This window comes from Pseudomonas sp. Irchel s3a12, assembly GCF_900187485.1.
Classification (GTDB): domain Bacteria; phylum Pseudomonadota; class Gammaproteobacteria; order Pseudomonadales; family Pseudomonadaceae; genus Aquipseudomonas; species Aquipseudomonas neuropathica.
The window spans coordinates 47,081-65,267 of the sequence record NZ_FYDN01000017.1 but is presented as its reverse complement, the minus strand read 5'-3'; the positions used below and the strand labels follow the sequence as shown (position 1 = coordinate 65,267).

21 protein-coding genes are annotated in these 18,187 nt (G+C 57.3%); 9 read left to right on the top strand and 12 right to left on the bottom strand.

Features of this window, described 5'->3' with window-relative positions:
• Nucleotides 1–8: 8 nt before the first annotated feature.
• The 5 genes from ada to CKW14_RS25265 form a co-directional block, all read right to left on the bottom strand.
• Nucleotides 9–1,076: a bifunctional DNA-binding transcriptional regulator/O6-methylguanine-DNA methyltransferase Ada gene (ada, locus tag CKW14_RS25285; protein ID WP_095126348.1), complete on the bottom strand. Its 1,068-nt coding sequence runs from the start codon at nt 1,074–1,076 to the stop codon at nt 9–11.
• Between the two features lie 87 nt (nt 1,077–1,163).
• Nucleotides 1,164–1,829 carry a DNA oxidative demethylase AlkB gene (gene alkB / locus CKW14_RS25280; RefSeq protein WP_095126383.1) on the bottom strand — a complete coding sequence of 222 codons (666 nt, stop codon included), beginning with the start codon at nt 1,827–1,829 and terminating at the stop codon, nt 1,164–1,166.
• 5 nt (nt 1,830–1,834) lie between these two features.
• Entirely contained in the window at nt 1,835–2,545 is a 711-nt protein-coding gene (locus CKW14_RS25275; RefSeq protein ID WP_095126347.1) for a 2OG-Fe(II) oxygenase, read from the bottom strand.
• 93 nt (nt 2,546–2,638) lie between these two features.
• Nucleotides 2,639–2,806, bottom strand: coding sequence for a hypothetical protein (locus CKW14_RS30045; protein ID WP_176471335.1), 168 nt, complete (start codon nt 2,804–2,806; stop codon nt 2,639–2,641).
• 34 nt (nt 2,807–2,840) lie between these two features.
• Nucleotides 2,841–3,143 (bottom strand): DUF1883 domain-containing protein, encoded by a 303-nt coding sequence (locus CKW14_RS25265; protein WP_007912251.1) that lies wholly within the window; start codon nt 3,141–3,143, stop codon nt 2,841–2,843.
• A 210-nt stretch (nt 3,144–3,353) separates the two neighbouring features.
• Here CKW14_RS25265 and CKW14_RS25260 point away from each other — a divergent pair, with 210 nt between their 5' ends.
• A complete protein-coding gene (locus CKW14_RS25260) occupies nt 3,354–3,710 on the top strand; it encodes a hypothetical protein (protein ID WP_095047784.1) in 357 nt (118 codons plus the stop codon).
• Between the two features lie 71 nt (nt 3,711–3,781).
• On the top strand, nt 3,782–4,012 hold the full coding sequence (locus CKW14_RS25255; RefSeq protein WP_008082673.1) for a hypothetical protein: 231 nt from the start codon (nt 3,782–3,784) through the stop codon (nt 4,010–4,012).
• A gap of 3 nt (nt 4,013–4,015) precedes the next feature.
• On the opposite strand, the gene CKW14_RS25250 is transcribed toward CKW14_RS25255, so the two are convergent.
• Together CKW14_RS25250 and CKW14_RS25245 are read right to left on the bottom strand one after the other, a co-directional pair.
• Complete coding sequence (locus CKW14_RS25250; RefSeq protein ID WP_093431076.1) at nt 4,016–4,303, bottom strand: hypothetical protein; 288 nt, start codon at nt 4,301–4,303, stop codon at nt 4,016–4,018.
• A 137-nt stretch (nt 4,304–4,440) separates the two neighbouring features.
• On the bottom strand, nt 4,441–4,626 hold the full coding sequence (locus CKW14_RS25245) for a hypothetical protein (protein ID WP_090283267.1): 186 nt from the start codon (nt 4,624–4,626) through the stop codon (nt 4,441–4,443).
• 258 nt (nt 4,627–4,884) lie between these two features.
• On the opposite strand from CKW14_RS25245, the gene galU reads away from it, so the two are divergent.
• On the top strand, nt 4,885–5,724 hold the full coding sequence (galU, locus tag CKW14_RS25240) for a UTP--glucose-1-phosphate uridylyltransferase GalU (RefSeq protein ID WP_093431079.1): 840 nt from the start codon (nt 4,885–4,887) through the stop codon (nt 5,722–5,724).
• Nucleotides 5,725–5,852: 128 nt separating this feature from the next.
• Nucleotides 5,853–7,211: a glutathione-disulfide reductase gene (gene gorA / locus CKW14_RS25235; protein WP_095126346.1), complete on the top strand. Its 1,359-nt coding sequence runs from the start codon at nt 5,853–5,855 to the stop codon at nt 7,209–7,211.
• Here gorA and CKW14_RS25230 read toward each other — a convergent pair.
• Nucleotides 7,208–8,224, bottom strand: coding sequence for a DNA-binding protein (locus tag CKW14_RS25230; protein ID WP_095047782.1), 1,017 nt, complete (start codon nt 8,222–8,224; stop codon nt 7,208–7,210). The genes gorA and CKW14_RS25230 overlap by 4 nt on opposite strands.
• Before the next feature lie 177 nt (nt 8,225–8,401).
• Between CKW14_RS25230 and CKW14_RS25225 the strand changes: the two genes are divergently transcribed.
• From CKW14_RS25225 to ahpF, 3 genes are all read left to right on the top strand, one after another.
• Nucleotides 8,402–9,340 (top strand): site-specific integrase, encoded by a 939-nt coding sequence (locus tag CKW14_RS25225; RefSeq protein ID WP_095126345.1) that lies wholly within the window; start codon nt 8,402–8,404, stop codon nt 9,338–9,340.
• Nucleotides 9,341–9,476: 136 nt separating this feature from the next.
• Nucleotides 9,477–10,040: an alkyl hydroperoxide reductase subunit C gene (gene ahpC / locus CKW14_RS25220; protein WP_047602282.1), complete on the top strand. Its 564-nt coding sequence runs from the start codon at nt 9,477–9,479 to the stop codon at nt 10,038–10,040.
• Between the two features lie 124 nt (nt 10,041–10,164).
• Nucleotides 10,165–11,727 (top strand): alkyl hydroperoxide reductase subunit F, encoded by a 1,563-nt coding sequence (gene ahpF / locus CKW14_RS25215; RefSeq protein ID WP_095126344.1) that lies wholly within the window; start codon nt 10,165–10,167, stop codon nt 11,725–11,727.
• A 372-nt stretch (nt 11,728–12,099) separates the two neighbouring features.
• Here ahpF and gloA read toward each other — a convergent pair whose 3' ends face one another.
• Nucleotides 12,100–12,621, bottom strand: coding sequence for a lactoylglutathione lyase (gene gloA, locus CKW14_RS25210; RefSeq protein ID WP_007963339.1), 522 nt, complete (start codon nt 12,619–12,621; stop codon nt 12,100–12,102).
• Between the two features lie 139 nt (nt 12,622–12,760).
• On the opposite strand from gloA, the gene CKW14_RS25205 reads away from it, so the two are divergent.
• Complete coding sequence (locus CKW14_RS25205) at nt 12,761–13,279, top strand: DUF4946 domain-containing protein (RefSeq protein ID WP_095047779.1); 519 nt, start codon at nt 12,761–12,763, stop codon at nt 13,277–13,279.
• Nucleotides 13,280–13,498: 219 nt separating this feature from the next.
• On the opposite strand, the gene CKW14_RS25200 is transcribed toward CKW14_RS25205, so the two are convergent.
• Both CKW14_RS25200 and CKW14_RS25195 read right to left on the bottom strand, forming a co-directional pair.
• Nucleotides 13,499–13,864 (bottom strand): histone-like nucleoid-structuring protein, MvaT/MvaU family, encoded by a 366-nt coding sequence (locus tag CKW14_RS25200; protein WP_093431101.1) that lies wholly within the window; start codon nt 13,862–13,864, stop codon nt 13,499–13,501.
• Nucleotides 13,865–14,099: 235 nt separating this feature from the next.
• Complete coding sequence (locus CKW14_RS25195) at nt 14,100–15,635, bottom strand: EAL domain-containing protein (RefSeq protein WP_095126343.1); 1,536 nt, start codon at nt 15,633–15,635, stop codon at nt 14,100–14,102.
• Nucleotides 15,636–15,999: 364 nt separating this feature from the next.
• Here CKW14_RS25195 and hppD point away from each other — a divergent pair, with 364 nt between their 5' ends.
• A complete protein-coding gene (hppD, locus tag CKW14_RS25190; RefSeq protein ID WP_093431113.1) occupies nt 16,000–17,076 on the top strand; it encodes a 4-hydroxyphenylpyruvate dioxygenase in 1,077 nt (358 codons plus the stop codon).
• Between the two features lie 145 nt (nt 17,077–17,221).
• Here hppD and rarD read toward each other — a convergent pair whose 3' ends face one another.
• Nucleotides 17,222–18,103 carry an EamA family transporter RarD gene (gene rarD / locus CKW14_RS25185; RefSeq protein ID WP_093431116.1) on the bottom strand — a complete coding sequence of 294 codons (882 nt, stop codon included), beginning with the start codon at nt 18,101–18,103 and terminating at the stop codon, nt 17,222–17,224.
• Between the last annotated feature and the right edge of the window lie 84 nt (nt 18,104–18,187).

Below are 18,187 nucleotides of genomic sequence, written 5' to 3'. Positions count from 1 at the left end.
TTGACCGTTCACGCCGGCGTCTCGCGCTCAAGCAACTGACGCTTGCGCTCGACCCCCCAGCGATAACCGGAAAGGTTGCCATCGCTGCGCACCACGCGGTGGCAAGGGATCGCCACCGCCAGGCGGTTGGCCCCGCATGCCTGAGCCACTGCGCGCATGGACGTCGGCGCACCGATGCGCTGGGCAATTTCGGCGTAGCTGGCGGTGCTGCCGAGCGGAATCTCCCGCAAGGCTTGCCAGACACGTTCCTGAAACGCCGTCCCCCGCACGTCCAGTGGCAGATCCAGGCCAATGGCCGGTGCTTCGATAAAACCCACGACTTTGGCGATCAACTGTTCAAACCCGCTGTCTGCGCCAATCAGGTTGGCTTTGCGAAACTGATCCTGCAGGTCGCACACCAGTTGGTGCGGGTCGTCCCCCAGCAAAATCGCGCACACCCCACGCTCGCTTTGCGCCACCAGAATCGCGCCCAGCGAGCATTGGCCTACGGCAAAATGGATGTCGTTGTTTTGACCGGCAGCGCGGTAGTCGCCAGGTTTCATACCCAGCAGTTGGTTGGCTGATTCGTAGAAGCGGCTGTTGGAGTTGAAGCCTGCGTCATATAGAGCATCCGTCACCGAATTGCCGTCCGCGAGACGTTCCCGCACTCTGCGCGAACGATGGGCGGCGGCGTAGGCTCTTGGCGTGAGGCCAGTGGCGGCTTTGAACACGCGATGAAAGTGAAACGGGCTCAAGCCGGCCGTCTCTGCGAGCTCGTTCAGGGCGGGCGGATTTTCGGCCATCTCGATTTGCCGGCATGCCGTGGCAACGGTCGCGGCATGCTGCGCGGCGACATCACTTTGATCCTTGCTCGCACGTTTGCTCGGCCGATACCCCGCGGCTTCGGCCTGTTGGGCGGTGTCGAAAAACTCGACATTTTGCGGTTTCGGCAAGCGTGCCAGGCTGCTCGGGCGGCAGTAGATGCCCGTGGTTTTTACCGCATAGACAAACTGTCCGTCCGCCTGCGGATCCCGTGCGAGCACGGCGGCCCAGCGTGGATCATGTTCGGTATCAAGCGGCGTCGAAAGCGTTTTCATGATGAGTAATCCGTTGACCTGTTTGATTCAGGTTAACCAGCCTCGCCAGGCACAACACTCCGGGCCTTGCGGTCAAATTTTTCGGGTTTAGCGAGCCAGCCGAAATGTCAGATTGATCCGCTGTTGACCCAAGCGCGGATGCTGACCTTGCTTGATTGGCAATACGCCGTGGTAGCGCAATCGGTCGACGCCGCCCCAGACCACCATGTCACCGTGCAGCAGCGAAATTCGCCGGGTCTTGTCGCTGCGCGCAAAACCGCCGAACAGAAATATGGCTGGTAATCCGAGTGACAGGGAAACGATCGGCGCGGCGTAGTCCTTTTCGTCTTTATCCTGATGCAATGACATTTTTGCGCCGGGGACATAGCGATTGATCAGGCAGGAATCTGCATTGAAGCCAGAGAAACCAGCTCGCTCGGCTGCCGAATGCGCCAGAGCAGCGAAGGATTTCGGCATCTGCGGCCAAGGCAGCCCGTTGAGCGGGTCGACACCCGAATAACGATAGCCGCTGCGATCAGTGATCCAGCCCCGCTCACCGCAACTGCTGGTGCCGACAGACATGCTGAAACCGCCCGGTGTGACCATGTGGCGCAAGGGGGCCACTGCGAGAACGGCGTCCAGTGCCGGCAGCAATTGATCGACAATCGGCAGGGCGAAGCCGCGCAATAGCCAGGATTGTTCGCCAATCTGTTCGGCTCGGGCGTGTTGTTCGGGTTCGTGGTCAGCGAACAGGTCGAGAGTTGTTGAGGACATGGCCATCAGGTTGCGTCGTGAAAGATGATGCCTAGGGTATGCCTTTTTCCACTGTGCAGGCGACTGACACCGTGGCGCATGGTCACCCGATAATCACCGCGCACGCCTTTGACGGGGCGCTGATTCACGGCAAAGATCAGCGCATCACCTTTCGTCAGATCGAGTACGTGCGGGCGAGATTGCATGCGCGGGCGTTGCTCGGTGAGAACGAACTCTCCGCCGTTGAAGTCTTGCCCGGGTTCTGACAGAAGAATCGCCACTTGCAGCGGAAAAACCGATTCGCCGTACAGGTCCTGATGCAGGCAGTTGTAGTCCTGCGGGCCGTACTGCAACAGAAGAGGGGTAGGACGTCGTTGGCCGGCGGCATGGCAGCGCTGAAGAAACTCGGCGTGGTTCGCCGGAAAACGTTCGGGCAGGTGCATGCGTTCGTACCAGCGATTGGCCAAGGGGACCAAGCGCGGATACAACGCGCAGCGAAGGCGTTCTACCGGTGTCGGCAGCGGATATCGAAAGTATTTGTACTCGCCGCGACCGAAACCGTGGCGGGCCATGATGACCTGCGATCGAAACGGTTCGGTCTGTGGATACAGCGCACTCAGGTGATCGCAGGTTTCGGCCAGCAGCAGCGAACGGATGATCGCGTAGCCGTCCTGATCCAGTTGCTGCGCAAGGCTTGCCCAGTCGAGCGAATCCAGACGCGAGGGTGACATCGACATGCTGACTCCTTGACGCTTGGTCGAAGAAAGTCAGTCTAGGCAGGACGTAGCGGCAGAACACTCCGCCGCTTGCGGTCGAATTCCTGTCGATGCTTACAGCGCTTTGCTGACGGCGATCTCGCTGATCACATCATCTTTGCCGTGGATCGCGTCAAGCGCAGCCTTGGCTTCTTCTTCAGTGCCGTTTTCCAGCTGCGCGAACTCGAAGCGGCGTTCACCGTTGAGTTTGTACTTGATGACATATTTGGTTGTTTGGGCCACGGTCATGCTTTCCTTTCTGGTCGGACGGCGTGTCTCAGCTGAGTTTGGTGCTGGAGCGACGGATGATCTTGATCGAGTGGGTCAGCGTCGGCTTGCGGGTTACGCTGATCGCACGGCGGTTGACCGTGTCTATGGTGATGTTCCAGAAACCGGTGCTCGGCGCGGTGATACGGGCCGGGAAGGTGTCGAAGGCGCCGCCGTGATAGGTGTGACGGCCGCCATTTTTGAAGCTGCGGAAGTTAGCGTCGTTCATCAGACGGATGTTGCACATTTGCGAGCATTGAATGACGACGATGTCGTCTTCGTTGAGGTGTTCGCGCTGGTGAATGAATTTCATGGGCGCCTCCAGAAGGGCTTTTTCTACAAAATCAAAACGATAGCTTGTAATTGCGCGCAGTTTATCAGCCCGCACGGGTTATTATCTGGCCGTCGGGCGTTGGTTTGACAATTTTGAACAGATATTCGCAATCGGATGCGGGTTAAATGCAGAAGGCCCCGGAGAAAAACGGCATTTGTGCTGTCGGACGGTCTTTAACGGAGGTTTTGTATGAAGTGGGGTGTGGTGTGTCTGCCGTTGATTCTGGCTGTGGGTGGTTGTGCGAGTGTTTCCGAAATCAATGAAACGCTGCCGACCATGAGCGTGATCTCCGGCAAGAAACCCCATGAATATGCCCAGTGTCTGGCCGATAAACTGGCAGACAGCCGCGGCGCGCTGCAAGTACAGCCGCACAAGGACGGGGTTCAGGTCATCGTACCGGGGAAACTTTCTACCGGAGCAGCCGCGGTGTTTGATATCGAAGATCGCTCCGGTGGCAGCAGCATCAAGTTGCATGAGCGCATGTCGAACGTGCCGGTTCGCCCGCGTGACGTGCAAAAGGCCGCCAATGCGTGTATTTCCGGCTGATAGACTGACCGTCATCAGCACCGATGCCGTCGCAGTCATGCTGTGACGGCATTTTCATTTCTGGAGTCGCGATGAAGCGAGAGCAAGTACGGGAGCGCCACGTAGAGGGCCTGATCTCTGCCACCCATGTCATCCAGAACCCGGCGAATCCGGGTGAGTGGATCGTGTTTTTCAAGAAGAGCGCCGGGCGCAGCTACTTTCTGGTCGACGATAACGACGAAGTCGAATCCTTCAACCGTCTCGACGATCTGATCGAAGTCGTTCGTGGACTCGGGATCAAGTTCGCCGAAATTCATATGTAAGGTCTATTTGCAGACCACGACAACGCTGCGGTTCTTGTAGTTGCCGACATCAACGCCCAGGGTTTTGTCACTTTCCTTGGGCTGGGGTGTGCCGTCGGTGCCAACGATTCGGTAGCCAGTGCCCGCGCAGGAGGCATCGGCTTTTTCATAGCAGGTCGCCCAGGAATTCGCTTCACCGGAGCAATCGATCGACAGCCCCTGTTCACCATTGTTCAGGTATGTGGGTTGGGAGGTGGCGCAACCGGCCAGTGCCAATACCGCGATCAGGGGCAGCCATTTTTTCAGATTCATGTTTGTGGTCTTCAGCGAGGGAGGGACTAGACGCTCTGACAGCGCCGGTGTGAAAAGGTTATAGCGTTTGGCCACTTGTTTGTAGGTGGGCACAAAAAAGCCCTGCGCAAGGGCAGGGCTTGGGGTGTCGCAGTCGATCAGTCCTGATCTTTGCCACGGCGCTTGGCCGATGCCGGAGTGTCGGTGAACACTGCCGCTACATCGGTCGCCATTTGCTCGCTGTCGAAAGGCCCGGCGATGTGCTCGCCATTGGTCGTGGTCAGCGTCCACTTGCCGTCTTTCTTGTCGATCACATACCCGTTGACGATTTTTACCGCGGCCATCTATCTGTCTCGTTCGCTGGTTCAAAGACGCCATGATACCGGCAAATGCTCGCATTGGGGGGCGATGAGCGTATGGTGATTCAGTTTGTCGACTGCTTTGAGCTACGCTGATCTGGCTGCGCCAGGATGTCGATGGAACTATCGGCGAGAATATTTCTCTATGTTGGCATCGGTTAGCCAGTGCGGGGCATTGTAAGGTGCACGCCGCCTGATTAGACTGCGCCGAAACTCGTACACACAGCCCTTTCAAGGACTTATATGATCAAGAAATGCTTGTTCCCAGCAGCCGGTTACGGTACTCGCTTCCTGCCAGCGACTAAAGCCATGCCTAAAGAAATGCTGCCGGTGGTAAACAAGCCACTGATCCAGTACGGCGTTGAAGAAGCTCTGGACGCTGGCCTGACGGAAATCTCCATCGTGACCGGTCGTGGCAAGCGTGCTCTGGAAGACCACTTCGACATCAGCTACGAGCTGGAAAACCAGATCAAAGGCACCGACAAAGAGAAATACCTGGTCGGTATCCGCAAACTGCTCGACTCGTGCTCGTTCTCCTACACCCGTCAAACCGAAATGAAAGGTCTGGGCCACGCGATCCTCACTGGTCGCCCGCTGATCGGTGACGAACCGTTCGCCGTGGTCCTGGCGGACGACCTGTGCGTCAACCTCGAAGGCGACGGCGTACTGACCCAGATGGTCAAGCTGTACAAGCAGTTCCGTTGCTCGATCATCGCCATCCAGGAGGTCGATCCGCAGGAAACCAGCAAGTACGGCGTTATCGCCGGCGAGATGATCCGCGACGACATCTACCGCGTTCACAGCATGGTCGAGAAGCCAAAGCCGGAAGACGCGCCGTCGAACCTGGCTATCATCGGTCGTTACATCCTGACTCCGGACATCTTCGACCTGATCGAACAAACCGAGCCAGGCAAGGGCGGCGAAATCCAGATCACCGACGCCCTGATGAAACAAGCTCAGAACGGCTGCGTGATGGCCTACAAGTTCAAAGGCAAGCGTTTCGACTGCGGTGGCGCTGAAGGCTACATCGAAGCGACCAACTTCTGCTTCGAGAACTTCTATAAGACTGGCAAGGCTTACTAAGAGCGCTTGATTGGTCTGTAAGAAAAACCCGCTTCGGCGGGTTTTTTCATTTTGCGCCCCCATATGACTGGCAGCGCTTGCCCAATGGGTGGCTGCAGGTATGCTGATCCCCTGCCGAGGAGATAGAAATGGCCTACGATTTTGACCTTTATGTGATTGGTGCCGGTTCCGGCGGTGTGCGCGCTGCGCGTTTTGCGGCCGGTTTCGGTGCGAAAGTGGCGGTGGCGGAGAGCCGTTATCTGGGCGGGACCTGCGTCAATGTCGGCTGTGTGCCGAAAAAGCTGCTGGTGTACGGCGCGCATTTCGCCGAAGACTTTGAGCAGGCGTCCGGTTTTGGCTGGAGCCTGGGCGAAGCGAATTTCGACTGGGCGACGCTGATCGCCAACAAGGATCGTGAGATCAATCGCCTCAACGGCATCTATCGCAATCTGCTGGTCAACAGCGGCGTGACCTTGCATGAAGCGCACGCGAAGATCGTTGGCCCGCATGAAGTTGAAGTGAATGGTGAGCGTTTTACAGCGAAAAACATTCTGATCGCTACCGGTGGCTGGCCGCAGATTCCGGAGATTCCGGGGCGCGAGCACGCGATCGGTTCCAATGAGGCGTTCTTCCTCAAGGAGCTGCCAAAGCGTGTACTGGTGGTTGGCGGCGGTTACATCGCCGTCGAATTTGCCGGGATCTTCCACGGCCTTGGCGCGAACACCACGCTGCTGTATCGCGGCGATCTGTTCCTGCGCGGCTTCGATGGTTCGGTGCGCAAGCATTTGCAGGAAGAGCTCACCAAGCGTGGTCTGGACCTGCAGTTCAATGCCGACATCGCGCGTATCGACAAGCAGGTCGATGGCAGTTTGAAAGCCACCCTTAAAGATGGTCGTGTGCTGGAGGCGGATTGCGTGTTCTACGCCACGGGTCGGCGTCCGATGCTCGACAATCTGGGGCTGGAAAACACCGATGTGCAGCTCAACGACAAAGGCTTCATCAAAGTCGACGAGCAGTATCAGACCAGCGAGCCATCGATTCTGGCGCTGGGCGATGTCATTGGTCGTGTGCAACTGACGCCGGTGGCGCTGGCTGAAGGTATGGCTGTGGCACGACGTCTGTTCAAGCCAGAGCAATACCGTCCGGTGGATTACAAGATGATCCCGACGGCGGTGTTCAGCCTGCCGAACATCGGCACGGTCGGTTTGACCGAAGAAGAAGCGCGCGAGGCTGGCCACGACGTGGTGATTTTCGAAAGCCGGTTCCGGCCTATGAAGCTTACCCTGACCGAATGCCAGGAAAAAACCCTGATGAAACTGGTGGTCGACGGCAAGACCGACAAAGTCCTCGGCTGCCACATGGTCGGCCCGGACGCTGGTGAGATCGTCCAGGGCCTGGCGATTGCCTTGAAAGCTGGCGCAACCAAGAGCGACTTCGACGACACGATCGGGGTGCACCCGACGGCCGCCGAGGAGTTCGTCACCATGCGTACGCCGGTCGGCGCTTAAGCGTCTTTCGGCTTGGCTGAGTCTGGCGCTGCCGCAACGGCAGCCGCCAGACGCTGACTTTCTTCCAGGCTTGCCTGAGCCTTATTCAATTCCTTTTCCAGTGACTGGTTGAGCAGCGTCTGCTCCTCGATGCTCTGTTTGAGTGTCTGGCTTTCCAGCGTGGCCACGCGCAGGCGTTCCTGGAGGAGGGTGCGTTCGCTGTCGACGCGGGTCGCTTGCTCCAGCAATTGGTCCTGACGCTGATTACTCTGCTTGAGCTGATCCTGCAGCAGACTCAGTTCGCGCTGCGTGCCACGGTTTTCCGTGAGCAGGCGTTCGTTGTCGCGGTGCAGTTGCGTGATCTCGTCCTGACGAACCAGTGCGCTTTGCTGCGCCTGACGCAGTTCGGCCTGAATCTGTTGCACCTGCGCTTCGTGGCGGCTCTGTTCCTGCTCGCGCTGCTCTTTGCTGGCGTTGCGGTAGTGCTCCAGCGCGTCACGGGCATGCAGGTGTTTTTCTTCCAGCGAGCGGATCTGCTCGTCCTTGTCCTGCAAGCGCAACTCAAAGTCGGCCAATGCCTGATTCAGCCCGGCATTGCGGGTCTGCTCGGTTTGCAGCATCGAGCGTGTGTTGTTCAGCGCTTCGGATTCACGTGCCAGTGCAGCGCCTTGAATGTCGTGCTCGTGTTCGAGCTTTTCCAGTGCCTGACGCGTCTGTTGCAGCTCCGACTCCAGTGCTTCGCGCTGCTCCTCGAACTGCTCGCGGGCTTGCTCGATGGGCTCTTGCGCTTGTTCTTTGAGGCGTTGGGCGAGCCTGGAGACGAGGGCGGTCAATTCGTCATCGATAGGCTCAGCCGAGGCTTCAACGGGCTGAGCGCCGTCATCCAGTTCTTTCAAATAGCGATGGATCGTGGTTTTCGAGCCGGTGTTGCCCATTTCAATGCGTACTGCATCGATGCTCGGGTGTTCGCCACGGGCGAGGATCGCTGTGCGCGCGATCTGCACCAGTGCTTTGGTAATGCCGCCACGGGCCATGTGAACTCCTACGGTTACGTACTGTGGTACATGCCACTAAAGTACGCAGTGTACCATCTCAAAAATAAAGATAAACCTTTGATAACCAAGACGCGGGATATACTGGTATTACCCAGTGTCAGACGGCAAAATGCGTTTCTGCATCCCTGTCTCAGTACGCCAGCGAGAAAACAGCCCATGAGCGATCTGGATCGCTATCTGCAAGCCGCCACCCGTGACAACACGCGCCGTAGCTATCGCGCGGCCATCGAGCATTTTGAAGTGAAGTGGGGCGGGTTCTTGCCGGCGACGGCCGACAGCGTCGCGCGGTATCTGGTGGCGCACGCCGAGGAGTTGTCGATCAATACGTTGAAACTGCGTCTGTCGGCGCTGGCGCAGTGGCACAACAGCCAAGGGTTTGCCGACCCGACCAAGGCGCCGGTGGTGCGCAAGGTTTTCAAAGGGATTCGGGCTTTGCATCCAGCGCAGGAGAAACAGGCTGAGCCGTTGCAGTTGCAGGATTTGCAGCGCGTCATCGACTGGCTGGAGCATGAGGCGCAAACCGCAAAAGAGCAGCAGGATCGTCCGTCACTGCTTAAGGCTTATCGTGATCGCGCCTTGATCCTGCTGGGGTTCTGGCGCGGCTTCCGCAGCGATGAGTTGTGTCGCTTGCAAATCGAACACGTGCAAGCGCATGCCGGCAAAGGCATCACCTTGTATTTGCCGCGCAGCAAGGGTGATCGGGAAAATTTCGGGCAGACCTATCAAGCGCCGGCGCTGCTCAAGCTGTGCCCGGTGCAGGCCTATATCGACTGGATCACCGAAGCGGCGCTGGTACGCGGCCCGGTTTTCCGCAGCATCGACCGCTGGGGCAATCTGAATGAGGAGGGCCTGCACGCCAACAGCATCATTCCTTTGCTGCGCCAGGCGTTGCAGCGTGCCGGCATTGCCGCCGAAAACTACACCAGCCACTCCCTGCGTCGCGGCTTTGCCACGTGGGCACACCAAAGTGGCTGGGATCTGAAATCGTTGATGAGTTACGTCGGCTGGAAGGATATGAAGTCCGCGATGCGCTATGTTGAAGCCAGCCCATTCCAGGGGATGGCTCGGATTACGGATAAACCGGCTACGTCGTAGAGATCGTTTTCTTCTATTAATACAGTCAGCTAATAGCGAAAACAAATCAGCAGCATCAGGTTTGCCAATGAGCCATCCGTCGAGTGAGTGGGTAGGATTCACCCATCGAATTCACAACCCTGACGGAGAGTCATCAATGCCTATCATCAACAGCCAAGTAAAACCGTTCAAAGCTACCGCGTTCAAAAACGGCGACTTCGTTCAAGTCTCGGACGCTGACCTGAAAGGCAAGTGGTCGGTTGTATTCTTCTACCCAGCCGACTTCACCTTCGTTTGCCCAACCGAGCTGGAAGACCTGGCTGACAACTACGCTGCTTTCCAGAAACTGGGCGTAGAGATCTACAGCGTTTCCACCGACACCCACTTTGCCCACGCTGCCTGGCACAACACTTCGCCAGCCATTGGCAAAATCGAATACACCATGATCGGCGACCCGACCCACGTCATCTCCCGCAACTTCGACGTGCTGATCGAAGATGCTGGTCTGGCTGACCGTGGCACCTTCGTGATCAACCCTGAAGGCCAGATCAAAATCGTTGAACTGAACGATGGCGGCGTTGGCCGTGACGCTTCCGAGCTGCTGCGCAAGATCAAGGCTGCTCAGTACGTTGCTGCTCACCCAGGCGAAGTTTGCCCAGCCAAGTGGAAAGAAGGCGAGGCCACTCTGGCGCCGTCCCTGGACCTGGTCGGCAAGATCTAAGTCTGTGACACGCAACTCAGGGCGGTACGCCGCACCTTCTTAAGTACGCTGCACCGCCCAATAAAAATGCCCGGGCGAGATTCGCTCGGGCTTTTTTTCGCCTCAAATAAAGGAAATCGCCCGTATGTTGGACGCCAATCTTAAAGCCCAGTTGAAATCGTACCTGGAACGGGTCACCCAGCCGATCGAGATCGTTGCCTCCCTCGACGACGGTGCGAAATCCCGTGAAATGCTGGAACTGCTGAAAGACGTTGCCAGTCTTTCGAGCCAAATTACCTTGATCGACAGCGGTGACGATACACGCAAGCCATCGTTCTCGATCAACCGCCCGGGCGCCGACATCAGTCTGCGTTTCGCCGGCATCCCGATGGGCCACGAGTTCACCTCGCTGGTGCTGGCCCTGCTGCAAGTCGGCGGCCACCCATCGAAAGCCAGCGTTGAAGTGATCGAGCAGATCCGCTCGCTCAAAGGCCAGTTCAGCTTCGAGACGTACTTCTCGCTGTCCTGCCAGAACTGCCCGGACGTGGTCCAGGCGCTGAACCTGATGGCCGTGCTCAACCCGAACATCCGCCACGTCGCCATCGACGGCGCGTTGTTCCAGGACGAAGTCAACGATCGCAAGATCATGGCCGTGCCGAGCATCTACCTCAACGGTGAGAACTTTGGTCAAGGCCGCATGGGTCTAGAAGAAATCCTCGCCAAACTCGACACCGGTGCCATCGAGCGCCAGGCTGAGAAAATCAGCGCCAAAGAGGCCTTTGATGTGTTGGTCGTCGGTGGTGGCCCGGCCGGTGCGTCGGCAGCGATTTACGCTGCACGTAAAGGTATCCGCACTGGCGTCGCCGCTGAACGTTTCGGCGGGCAGGTGCTCGACACCATGGCCATCGAGAACTTCATTTCCGTACAGGAAACCGAAGGGCCGAAACTGGCCACGGCGCTGGAAGAACACGTCAAACAGTACGACGTCGACATCATGAACCTGCAACGCGCCGACAAGTTGATCCCGGGCAAAAACGGCGAGCTGCACGAAGTCCGTTTCGCCAGCGGCGCGACCCTCAAAGCCAAGAGCGTGATTCTCGCGACCGGTGCGCGCTGGCGTGAAATGAACGTGCCGGGCGAGCAGGAATACCGTAACAAAGGCGTGGCATACTGCCCGCACTGTGACGGTCCGCTGTTCAAAGGCAAGCGCGTGGCGGTGATCGGCGGCGGTAACTCCGGCGTTGAAGCGGCCATCGATCTGGCCGGCATTGTCTCGCACGTCACGCTGCTGGAGTTCGACGTACAGCTGCGCGCCGACGCCGTATTGCAGCGCAAACTGCACAGCCTGCCGAACGTCACGGTGATCACCAGTGCGCAAACCACAGAAGTCACCGGCAATGGCGAGAAGGTCAACGGCCTGCGCTACAAGGATCGCAACACCGATGAGTTGCGTACCGTCGAGCTGGAAGGGATCTTCGTGCAGATCGGTTTGCTGCCGAATACTGACTGGCTGAAGGGCACCATCGAGTTGTCGCCGCGTGGCGAGATCATCGTCGACAACCGGGGTGAAACGTCGAGTCCGGGCATCTTCGCTGCCGGCGACGTGACCACCGTGCCGTACAAGCAGATCGTGATCGCGGTGGGCGAGGGCGCCAAGGCTTCGTTGAGTGCTTTCGATCACCTGATCCGCACTTCGGCTCCGGCGTAAGCGTCCAGCCAGAAATGAAAAAACCCGTGAGCGATCACGGGTTTTTTATTGCATGTGAAAAGCTGCCCCTCACCCCAGCCCTCTCCCGAAGGAGAGGGAGCCGACCGAGGTGTCTGGCGCTGTCCGTCGACCTGAAAGATCCAGTCGATTATGGATTCAATGCCAATCGTTCAAGTCGGCGTAATTCTCCAATATCCCCCAATCAGCTCCCTCTCCCTCCAGGAGAGGGAGCCGATCGAGATGTCCGAAGTGGGGTGTCGATCTGTAAAACCTGATCGATTATGGATTCAACGCCAATCGTTCGAGTCGGCGTAATTCTCCAATATCCCCCAATCAGTTCCCTCTCCCTATGGGAGAGGGGCTTTTCAGTCTTTACAGCGGCGCAGGCTGAATGATCTCGACCCAGTAACCATCCGGATCCTTGATGAAAGCCAGGCTCTTCATGCGGCCATCGGTCAGGCGCTTCTGGAAGTCGCAGCCCAACTCTTCAAAGCGCGCACAGGCCGCGACGATATCCGGCACCGAAATGCAGATATGACCAAAACCACGCGGGTCGGTATTGCCGTTGTGATAGGCAAAATCCGCATCGTTTTCGGTGCCGTGGTTATGGGTCAATTCGAGAATGCCCGGGATCGATTTCATCCACTCAGTGCGGGCAGCCGCGTCGGCCGGGATCTGCGCTTTGTCGACCAGTGCGAGGAAGTACAGGCTGAACTCGGCTTCCGGGAAATCGCGTTTCTCCACCAGCGAGAAGCCCAGGACGCGGGTGTAGAAGTCCAGGGATTTGGTGATGTCTTTGACGCGCAACATGGTGTGGTTGAAAACGAAGTTGCGGGTTGCGCTGTCTGGGGTGGCGGTGACGCCGGGGAACGTATTGAGTTCGTGCAGGCTCATGGGCCCTCCAATAACTATGGGCGAGTGAATGGACGCAATGATACGCATGCCTGTCGGCATCGCCAAATGAAAGGGCAGGCTTGCCCTGCGTGCGGGCGAGCCTCAGACTTTACGGCTCAATCTGCGAGTGCGTCCGGCAATGATCCGACTGTTCAAATCCGTGTTTGTTTTTTTTGTGTTGTCGCTTGTGGCGGTCTGCGCGTCAGCGGACGAACCAAGCATTACCTGGCCAGCCGGTTGGCAAGTCGAGGCGCTGCCCGAGGCAGCTGCACAGGTTTCCCGTCAGCGCGCGGTCAAGAATGACGCCGATGGCAATCAGGTGATGGTCATGGAATTGACCATGACTCATGTCGAAGCAGGGCATCAGGTCAATTTGCAGGGCGTGCTGCTGGAGATGCGCAAGTCGATACAGAAGGACTTTTTCCAGAGCGGTTACCAAAGTGTCTGCAACAAAGTGCATCCGGCGACGCTGGGTACTTTGCCGGCACTGGAAACCACTTGCACCATCACCGAAAACGGTCGGCATGTGTTGTCGCAAACCCTAGTGGCGGCAGTCGAGGCGGACAAGGCTTATGTTCTTTCCTACGCCGGGCAAGCTGAGATTTATAAGGCCAGCGCAGACGAGATAGTGGCGCTGAGAAACAGCTTGAAACTTTAAGGTGCTGTACTCTTCACGGAGAAGGTTAGATACCCGAACGGATTAAGCACAAAGTTTAATGGCGGCCTTGATCGCAACATCGCGCCGCAAAATGTTTAGCTTTATGACTCAGCAACGTTACAGAAAACCCGCAACTTGTTCGATGAAATTCATTTCATTTGTTAGACATTGTCAACAAAAAAGCCCTGCGTCATGCAGGGCTTTTTTGTTGGCGTTGGATTAACCGCGCAACCAGGAATCAACGGTGGCTGCACCGTATTGTTCCTTCCAGGCTTTCAGGCCACGGTGATTGCCGCCCTTGGTTTCGATCAGTTCACCGGTATGCGGATTCTGATAAACCTTGACCACGCGAGCGCGGCGGGTTTTAGGGGCTGCAGAGGTCTGCAAAGCGGATTTTGCCGGGTTCGGATCGAGGATGGCGACGATGTCCTTCAGGCCTTTGCCGTAGGTTTTCATCAGCCCCTGGAGCTTTTCTTCGAATTCGATTTCTTTCTTGAGCCCGGCATCGTTCTTCAGCGATTCCAGCTGTTTGAGCTGTTCCTGAAGGGCCTTTTCAGCTGCACGAAATTCAGCGAGTCTGGACAATATCTTTACTCCAATAGTGTGTTTGGCTGATACCAACCGCAAACAAAGCTAATAAGCCAAGAGCCTTGAAGCGACTCGGTGATAAATGGCTCCCCTGCCAATCTTGCTCAGGTTGAAAAAATTGTAGTAGTTAATGCGCCAAGAGTAAATCCTGATGTTGTCCTCATGTAACAACAGCGGTCTTTTGTATCAATTTGGTGCGCCTGGCCGGTACGCTCGTCTTAATCCGGCTTAGTTAATGGTGAGTTAATGCGCTGATGAATTCCGTAGCCGGCATCGGTTTGCCGAACAGATACCCTTGCAGGAAGTTGACGTGATGTGCGGTCAGATAATCGGCTTGCGCCTGAGTTTCGACACCTTCGGCAACAATACCCAGATCAAGCTTGGCCGACAGGTCGATAATGGTATCGAGAATGTGTCGGGACAACGCATCGACACCGATCATGGCGACGAAACTCTGATCGATCTTGAGGAAATCCACATTGAATTTGCGCAAGTAGCCCAGGCTTGAGTGGCCGGTGCCGAAGTCGTCAATCGCGATCTTCACGCCCAGCGCGTGCAGTTGCTCGAACAGCTGGCGAGTGATGTCGGTCGGCTCGATCAATTCGCGCTCGGTCAACTCCAGCACCAGGTTGATGCTGTCGGCGGCGAACGCGGCGAGAAACGTTCGACAATCCTCCACCAGTTCCAGGTCTTTGCAATGGCTCGCGGTGATATTGATGCCGATATGAAATGGCGCGGTGAACGTTGCTGATAGCGGCCCCAGCAGCGCGGCAGTTTGTTGCATCAGGGCGCGGGTCATCGGCACGATCAACCCCGAATGCTCGGCGAATGGAATAAACAGATCCGGACGTACCAGGCCTTCTTTCGGGTGAGTCCAGCGCATCAACACTTCAGCTCCCGACCATGCCTTGCTGTCGCCATGCACCACGGGCTGGAAGTAGGGAATGAACTCGCCAGCCTCGAGCGCGCGGAGCATTTCGTGGCTCGGTGAAGTGGAGCGCTTCTGCAGGACATGGCCAATGGTCCCCGAAACCACGCCAAAAAAAATCAGCAGACTGAACAGCGGCGGATATTCATCGACCATGTAGCGCCAGGTTTCGCCCTCGGGAAACCCGGCAGAAACACTGAACGCATAACGGGAGGAGGCCAGGGTGTTTTGCGCTATCGGCAGCGTGGGGAGGGTACCGGTGTGGACTTTGCCGTCGCCCGATAGCCAGTTATCGCCCACTTGCAGCACCAGCAACATGTGCCGGCCGATCAAACGCAACATGTTGCTTAGATGGTAACCGTCCAGTGTCGTCAATGCGCCGCCGCGACCTTCGCTGAGCCGATAAACCAGCAGCGCGGTGTTGGGGGTGACCGGATTGCCGTTCATCAGCCACAACTTGCCCTGGTTGTAGTCGCCCGCGTTGACGGCTTCCTTGAAGTCGCCAAACAAAGAGCTGCAATAAAGGTTGTCGTCCCACACCAGATTGGTCGAGCGCACGAACGGGCGGCGGGTTACTTGCTCGCGCAAGGCGAGTTTGACGTTTTCGCAATTCTGACCGGCCAATGGCAGCAATTCGCGCGCCGCTTGCGCGGTGTTGTCGAGCATCAACTCGAACTGGTGCAGCGCCTCTTCGGCGGTCTGTTGTGAGCCTTGCTCCAGCGTGCGTCCGGCCTGCATGTAAAGAATGGCGCTGCCCAGCAGCATCGGAAGCAAACCGCTGAACAGCGTGACGGCGATGCGGGTGCTGCGTTTGCGGCGGGGTCTGACGGTCAACGGCATGGGCGCATCCTGTTGCGGGGGGAGTGGGACTCTCGAACGCAGGCCGGATAACGGCGCGCCGCTGAAAAGCATAGTGCAACAAAGCCCTTGCGCCGGGCGCCAAAAAGCGGATTTTATAGGGAGGGCAGACAAGCCTATTTACGCTGTGTAGAATCGGGTTACGCATACAATAATAATCGTCTTCTGGCAGCAGAAGCCTCGCCCGCAAGAGCCTTGGGTCGACAATGAAGATATTCGGGTTTCAACTGATCTACGGTGACTTCCTCGCCCGCAGTGTGCGTGGCATCTCCTGTGCGCCACCCACCGACCTCGCATGACTGACAAATAACCCTGGTTAATTGATAAGAAATGATGAGGCGCCACCATGGCAGATTTATACGAAAACCCAATGGGCCTGATGGGCTTTGAATTCATTGAGCTCGCATCGCCGGTGCCGGGCACCCTGGAGCCGATCTTCGAGATCATGGGCTTCACCAAAGTCGCGACCCACCGCTCCAAGAACGTGCACCTGTACCGTCAAGGCGCAATCAACCTGATCCTCAACAACGAACCGAACAGCGTGGCGTCGTACTTCGCCGCCGAACACGGCCCATCCGTGTGCGGCATGGCGTTCCGCGTCAAGGATTCGCAAAAAGCCTACAACCGCGCACTGGAACTCGGCGCTCAGCCGATCCATATCGAAACCGGTCCGATGGAGCTGAACCTGCCGGCGATCAAAGGCATTGGCGGCGCGCCGCTGTACCTGATCGACCGCTTCGGCGAAGGCAGCTCGATCTATGACATCGACTTCGTGTTCCTCGAAGGCGTTGATCGCAACCCGGTCGGTGCCGGCCTGAAGATCATCGACCACCTGACCCACAACGTCTATCGCGGTCGCATGGCCTACTGGGCGAACTTCTACGAGAAGCTGTTCAACTTCCGCGAGATCCGTTACTTCGACATCAAGGGCGAGTACACCGGCCTGACCTCGAAAGCGATGACCGCACCGGACGGCATGATCCGCATCCCGTTGAACGAAGAGTCGTCCAAAGGCGCTGGCCAGATAGAAGAGTTCCTGATGCAGTTCAACGGTGAGGGCATCCAGCACGTTGCGTTCCTCACCGATGACCTGATCAAGACCTGGGATCAGTTAAAGAAGATCGGCATGCGTTTCATGACCGCGCCGCCAGATACTTACTACGAAATGCTCGAAGGTCGCCTGCCGAACCACGGCGAGCCGGTTGATCAGCTGCAATCGCGCGGCATCCTGCTCGACGGCGCCTCGGAGCAGGGCGATAAGCGCCTGCTCCTGCAGATCTTTTCGGAAACCCTGATGGGCCCGGTGTTCTTCGAATTCATCCAGCGCAAAGGCGATGATGGTTTCGGCGAAGGCAACTTCAAGGCCCTGTTCGAGTCGATCGAGCGCGATCAGGTGCGTCGTGGTGTGCTTGCCACTGAGTAATCCGCCACTGAAATGAAAAATCCCGGCCTGCTGAAATGCAGAGTCGGGATTTTTTTGTAGATCAAAAGATCGCAGCCTTCGGCAGCTCCTACAGGAAAAACGCATTCCAAATGTAGGAGCTGCCGAAGGCTGCGATCTTTCGCTTTTAAGGACGGCGTTGGCGCATCAGGTGTTTGAAGCCTTCGAAGACCAGCACCACTACCGCCAGCCATATCGGAATATACGTCAGCCACTCCCCGGACTTGATGCTCTCACCGAGCAACAACGCCACACCGAGCAACAGCACCGGTTCAACATAACTCAACAAGCCAAACAGACTGAACGGCAGCAAACGGCTGGCAATGATGTACACCACCAGTGCCGACGCACTGATCAATCCCAGCAACGGAATCAGCCACATCAGCCCCGGGTACTGATCGAACACGCCGAAGCCTTGCTCGCCACCCTGCACAAACCAGTACGCCACCGGCAGCATCAGGGTCATGTCGACCCACAAGCCGCCGAGGTTATCGGTCTTCAGATATTTGCGCAGCACGAAGTACAGCGGATAGCCGACCACGACCACCAGCGTCGCCCAAGAAAACCCACCGACCTGATACAGCTCATTGAGCACGCCCAAACTGGCGAAGAACACTGCAATTTTCTGCAAATAAGACAGGCTCTCGCCGTAGGCAATGCGCCCGGTCAGCACCATCGCCAGTGGCAACAGAAAGTAGCCCAGCGACACGTCGAGGCTGTAGCCATTGAGCGGCGCCCACATGAACAGCCACAGTTGCACGCCGAGCAGGGCAGAGGAGACGAGCAGGCCGGCGATCAATTTCGGCTTTGCCGCCATCAACCGCACCAGCTCCAGCACCCGCCGCCATTCCCCGGACACCAGCATGAACACGGTCATGCACGGCACCGTCAGGAGCATCCGCCAGCCAAAGATCTCCACGCCGCTCAACGGTGTGAGCAACGAGGTGTAGTAATACATGACGGCAAACAGCACCGAGGCCGAAACCGATAGAGCGATACCTTTAGACAAACTGTCCTCGCGGGTTGATGGTCAAACGGGGCGCGAAGGATACGTGGTTTTTGTGCTGAATATTGGGCAGATGCTCAATATTCT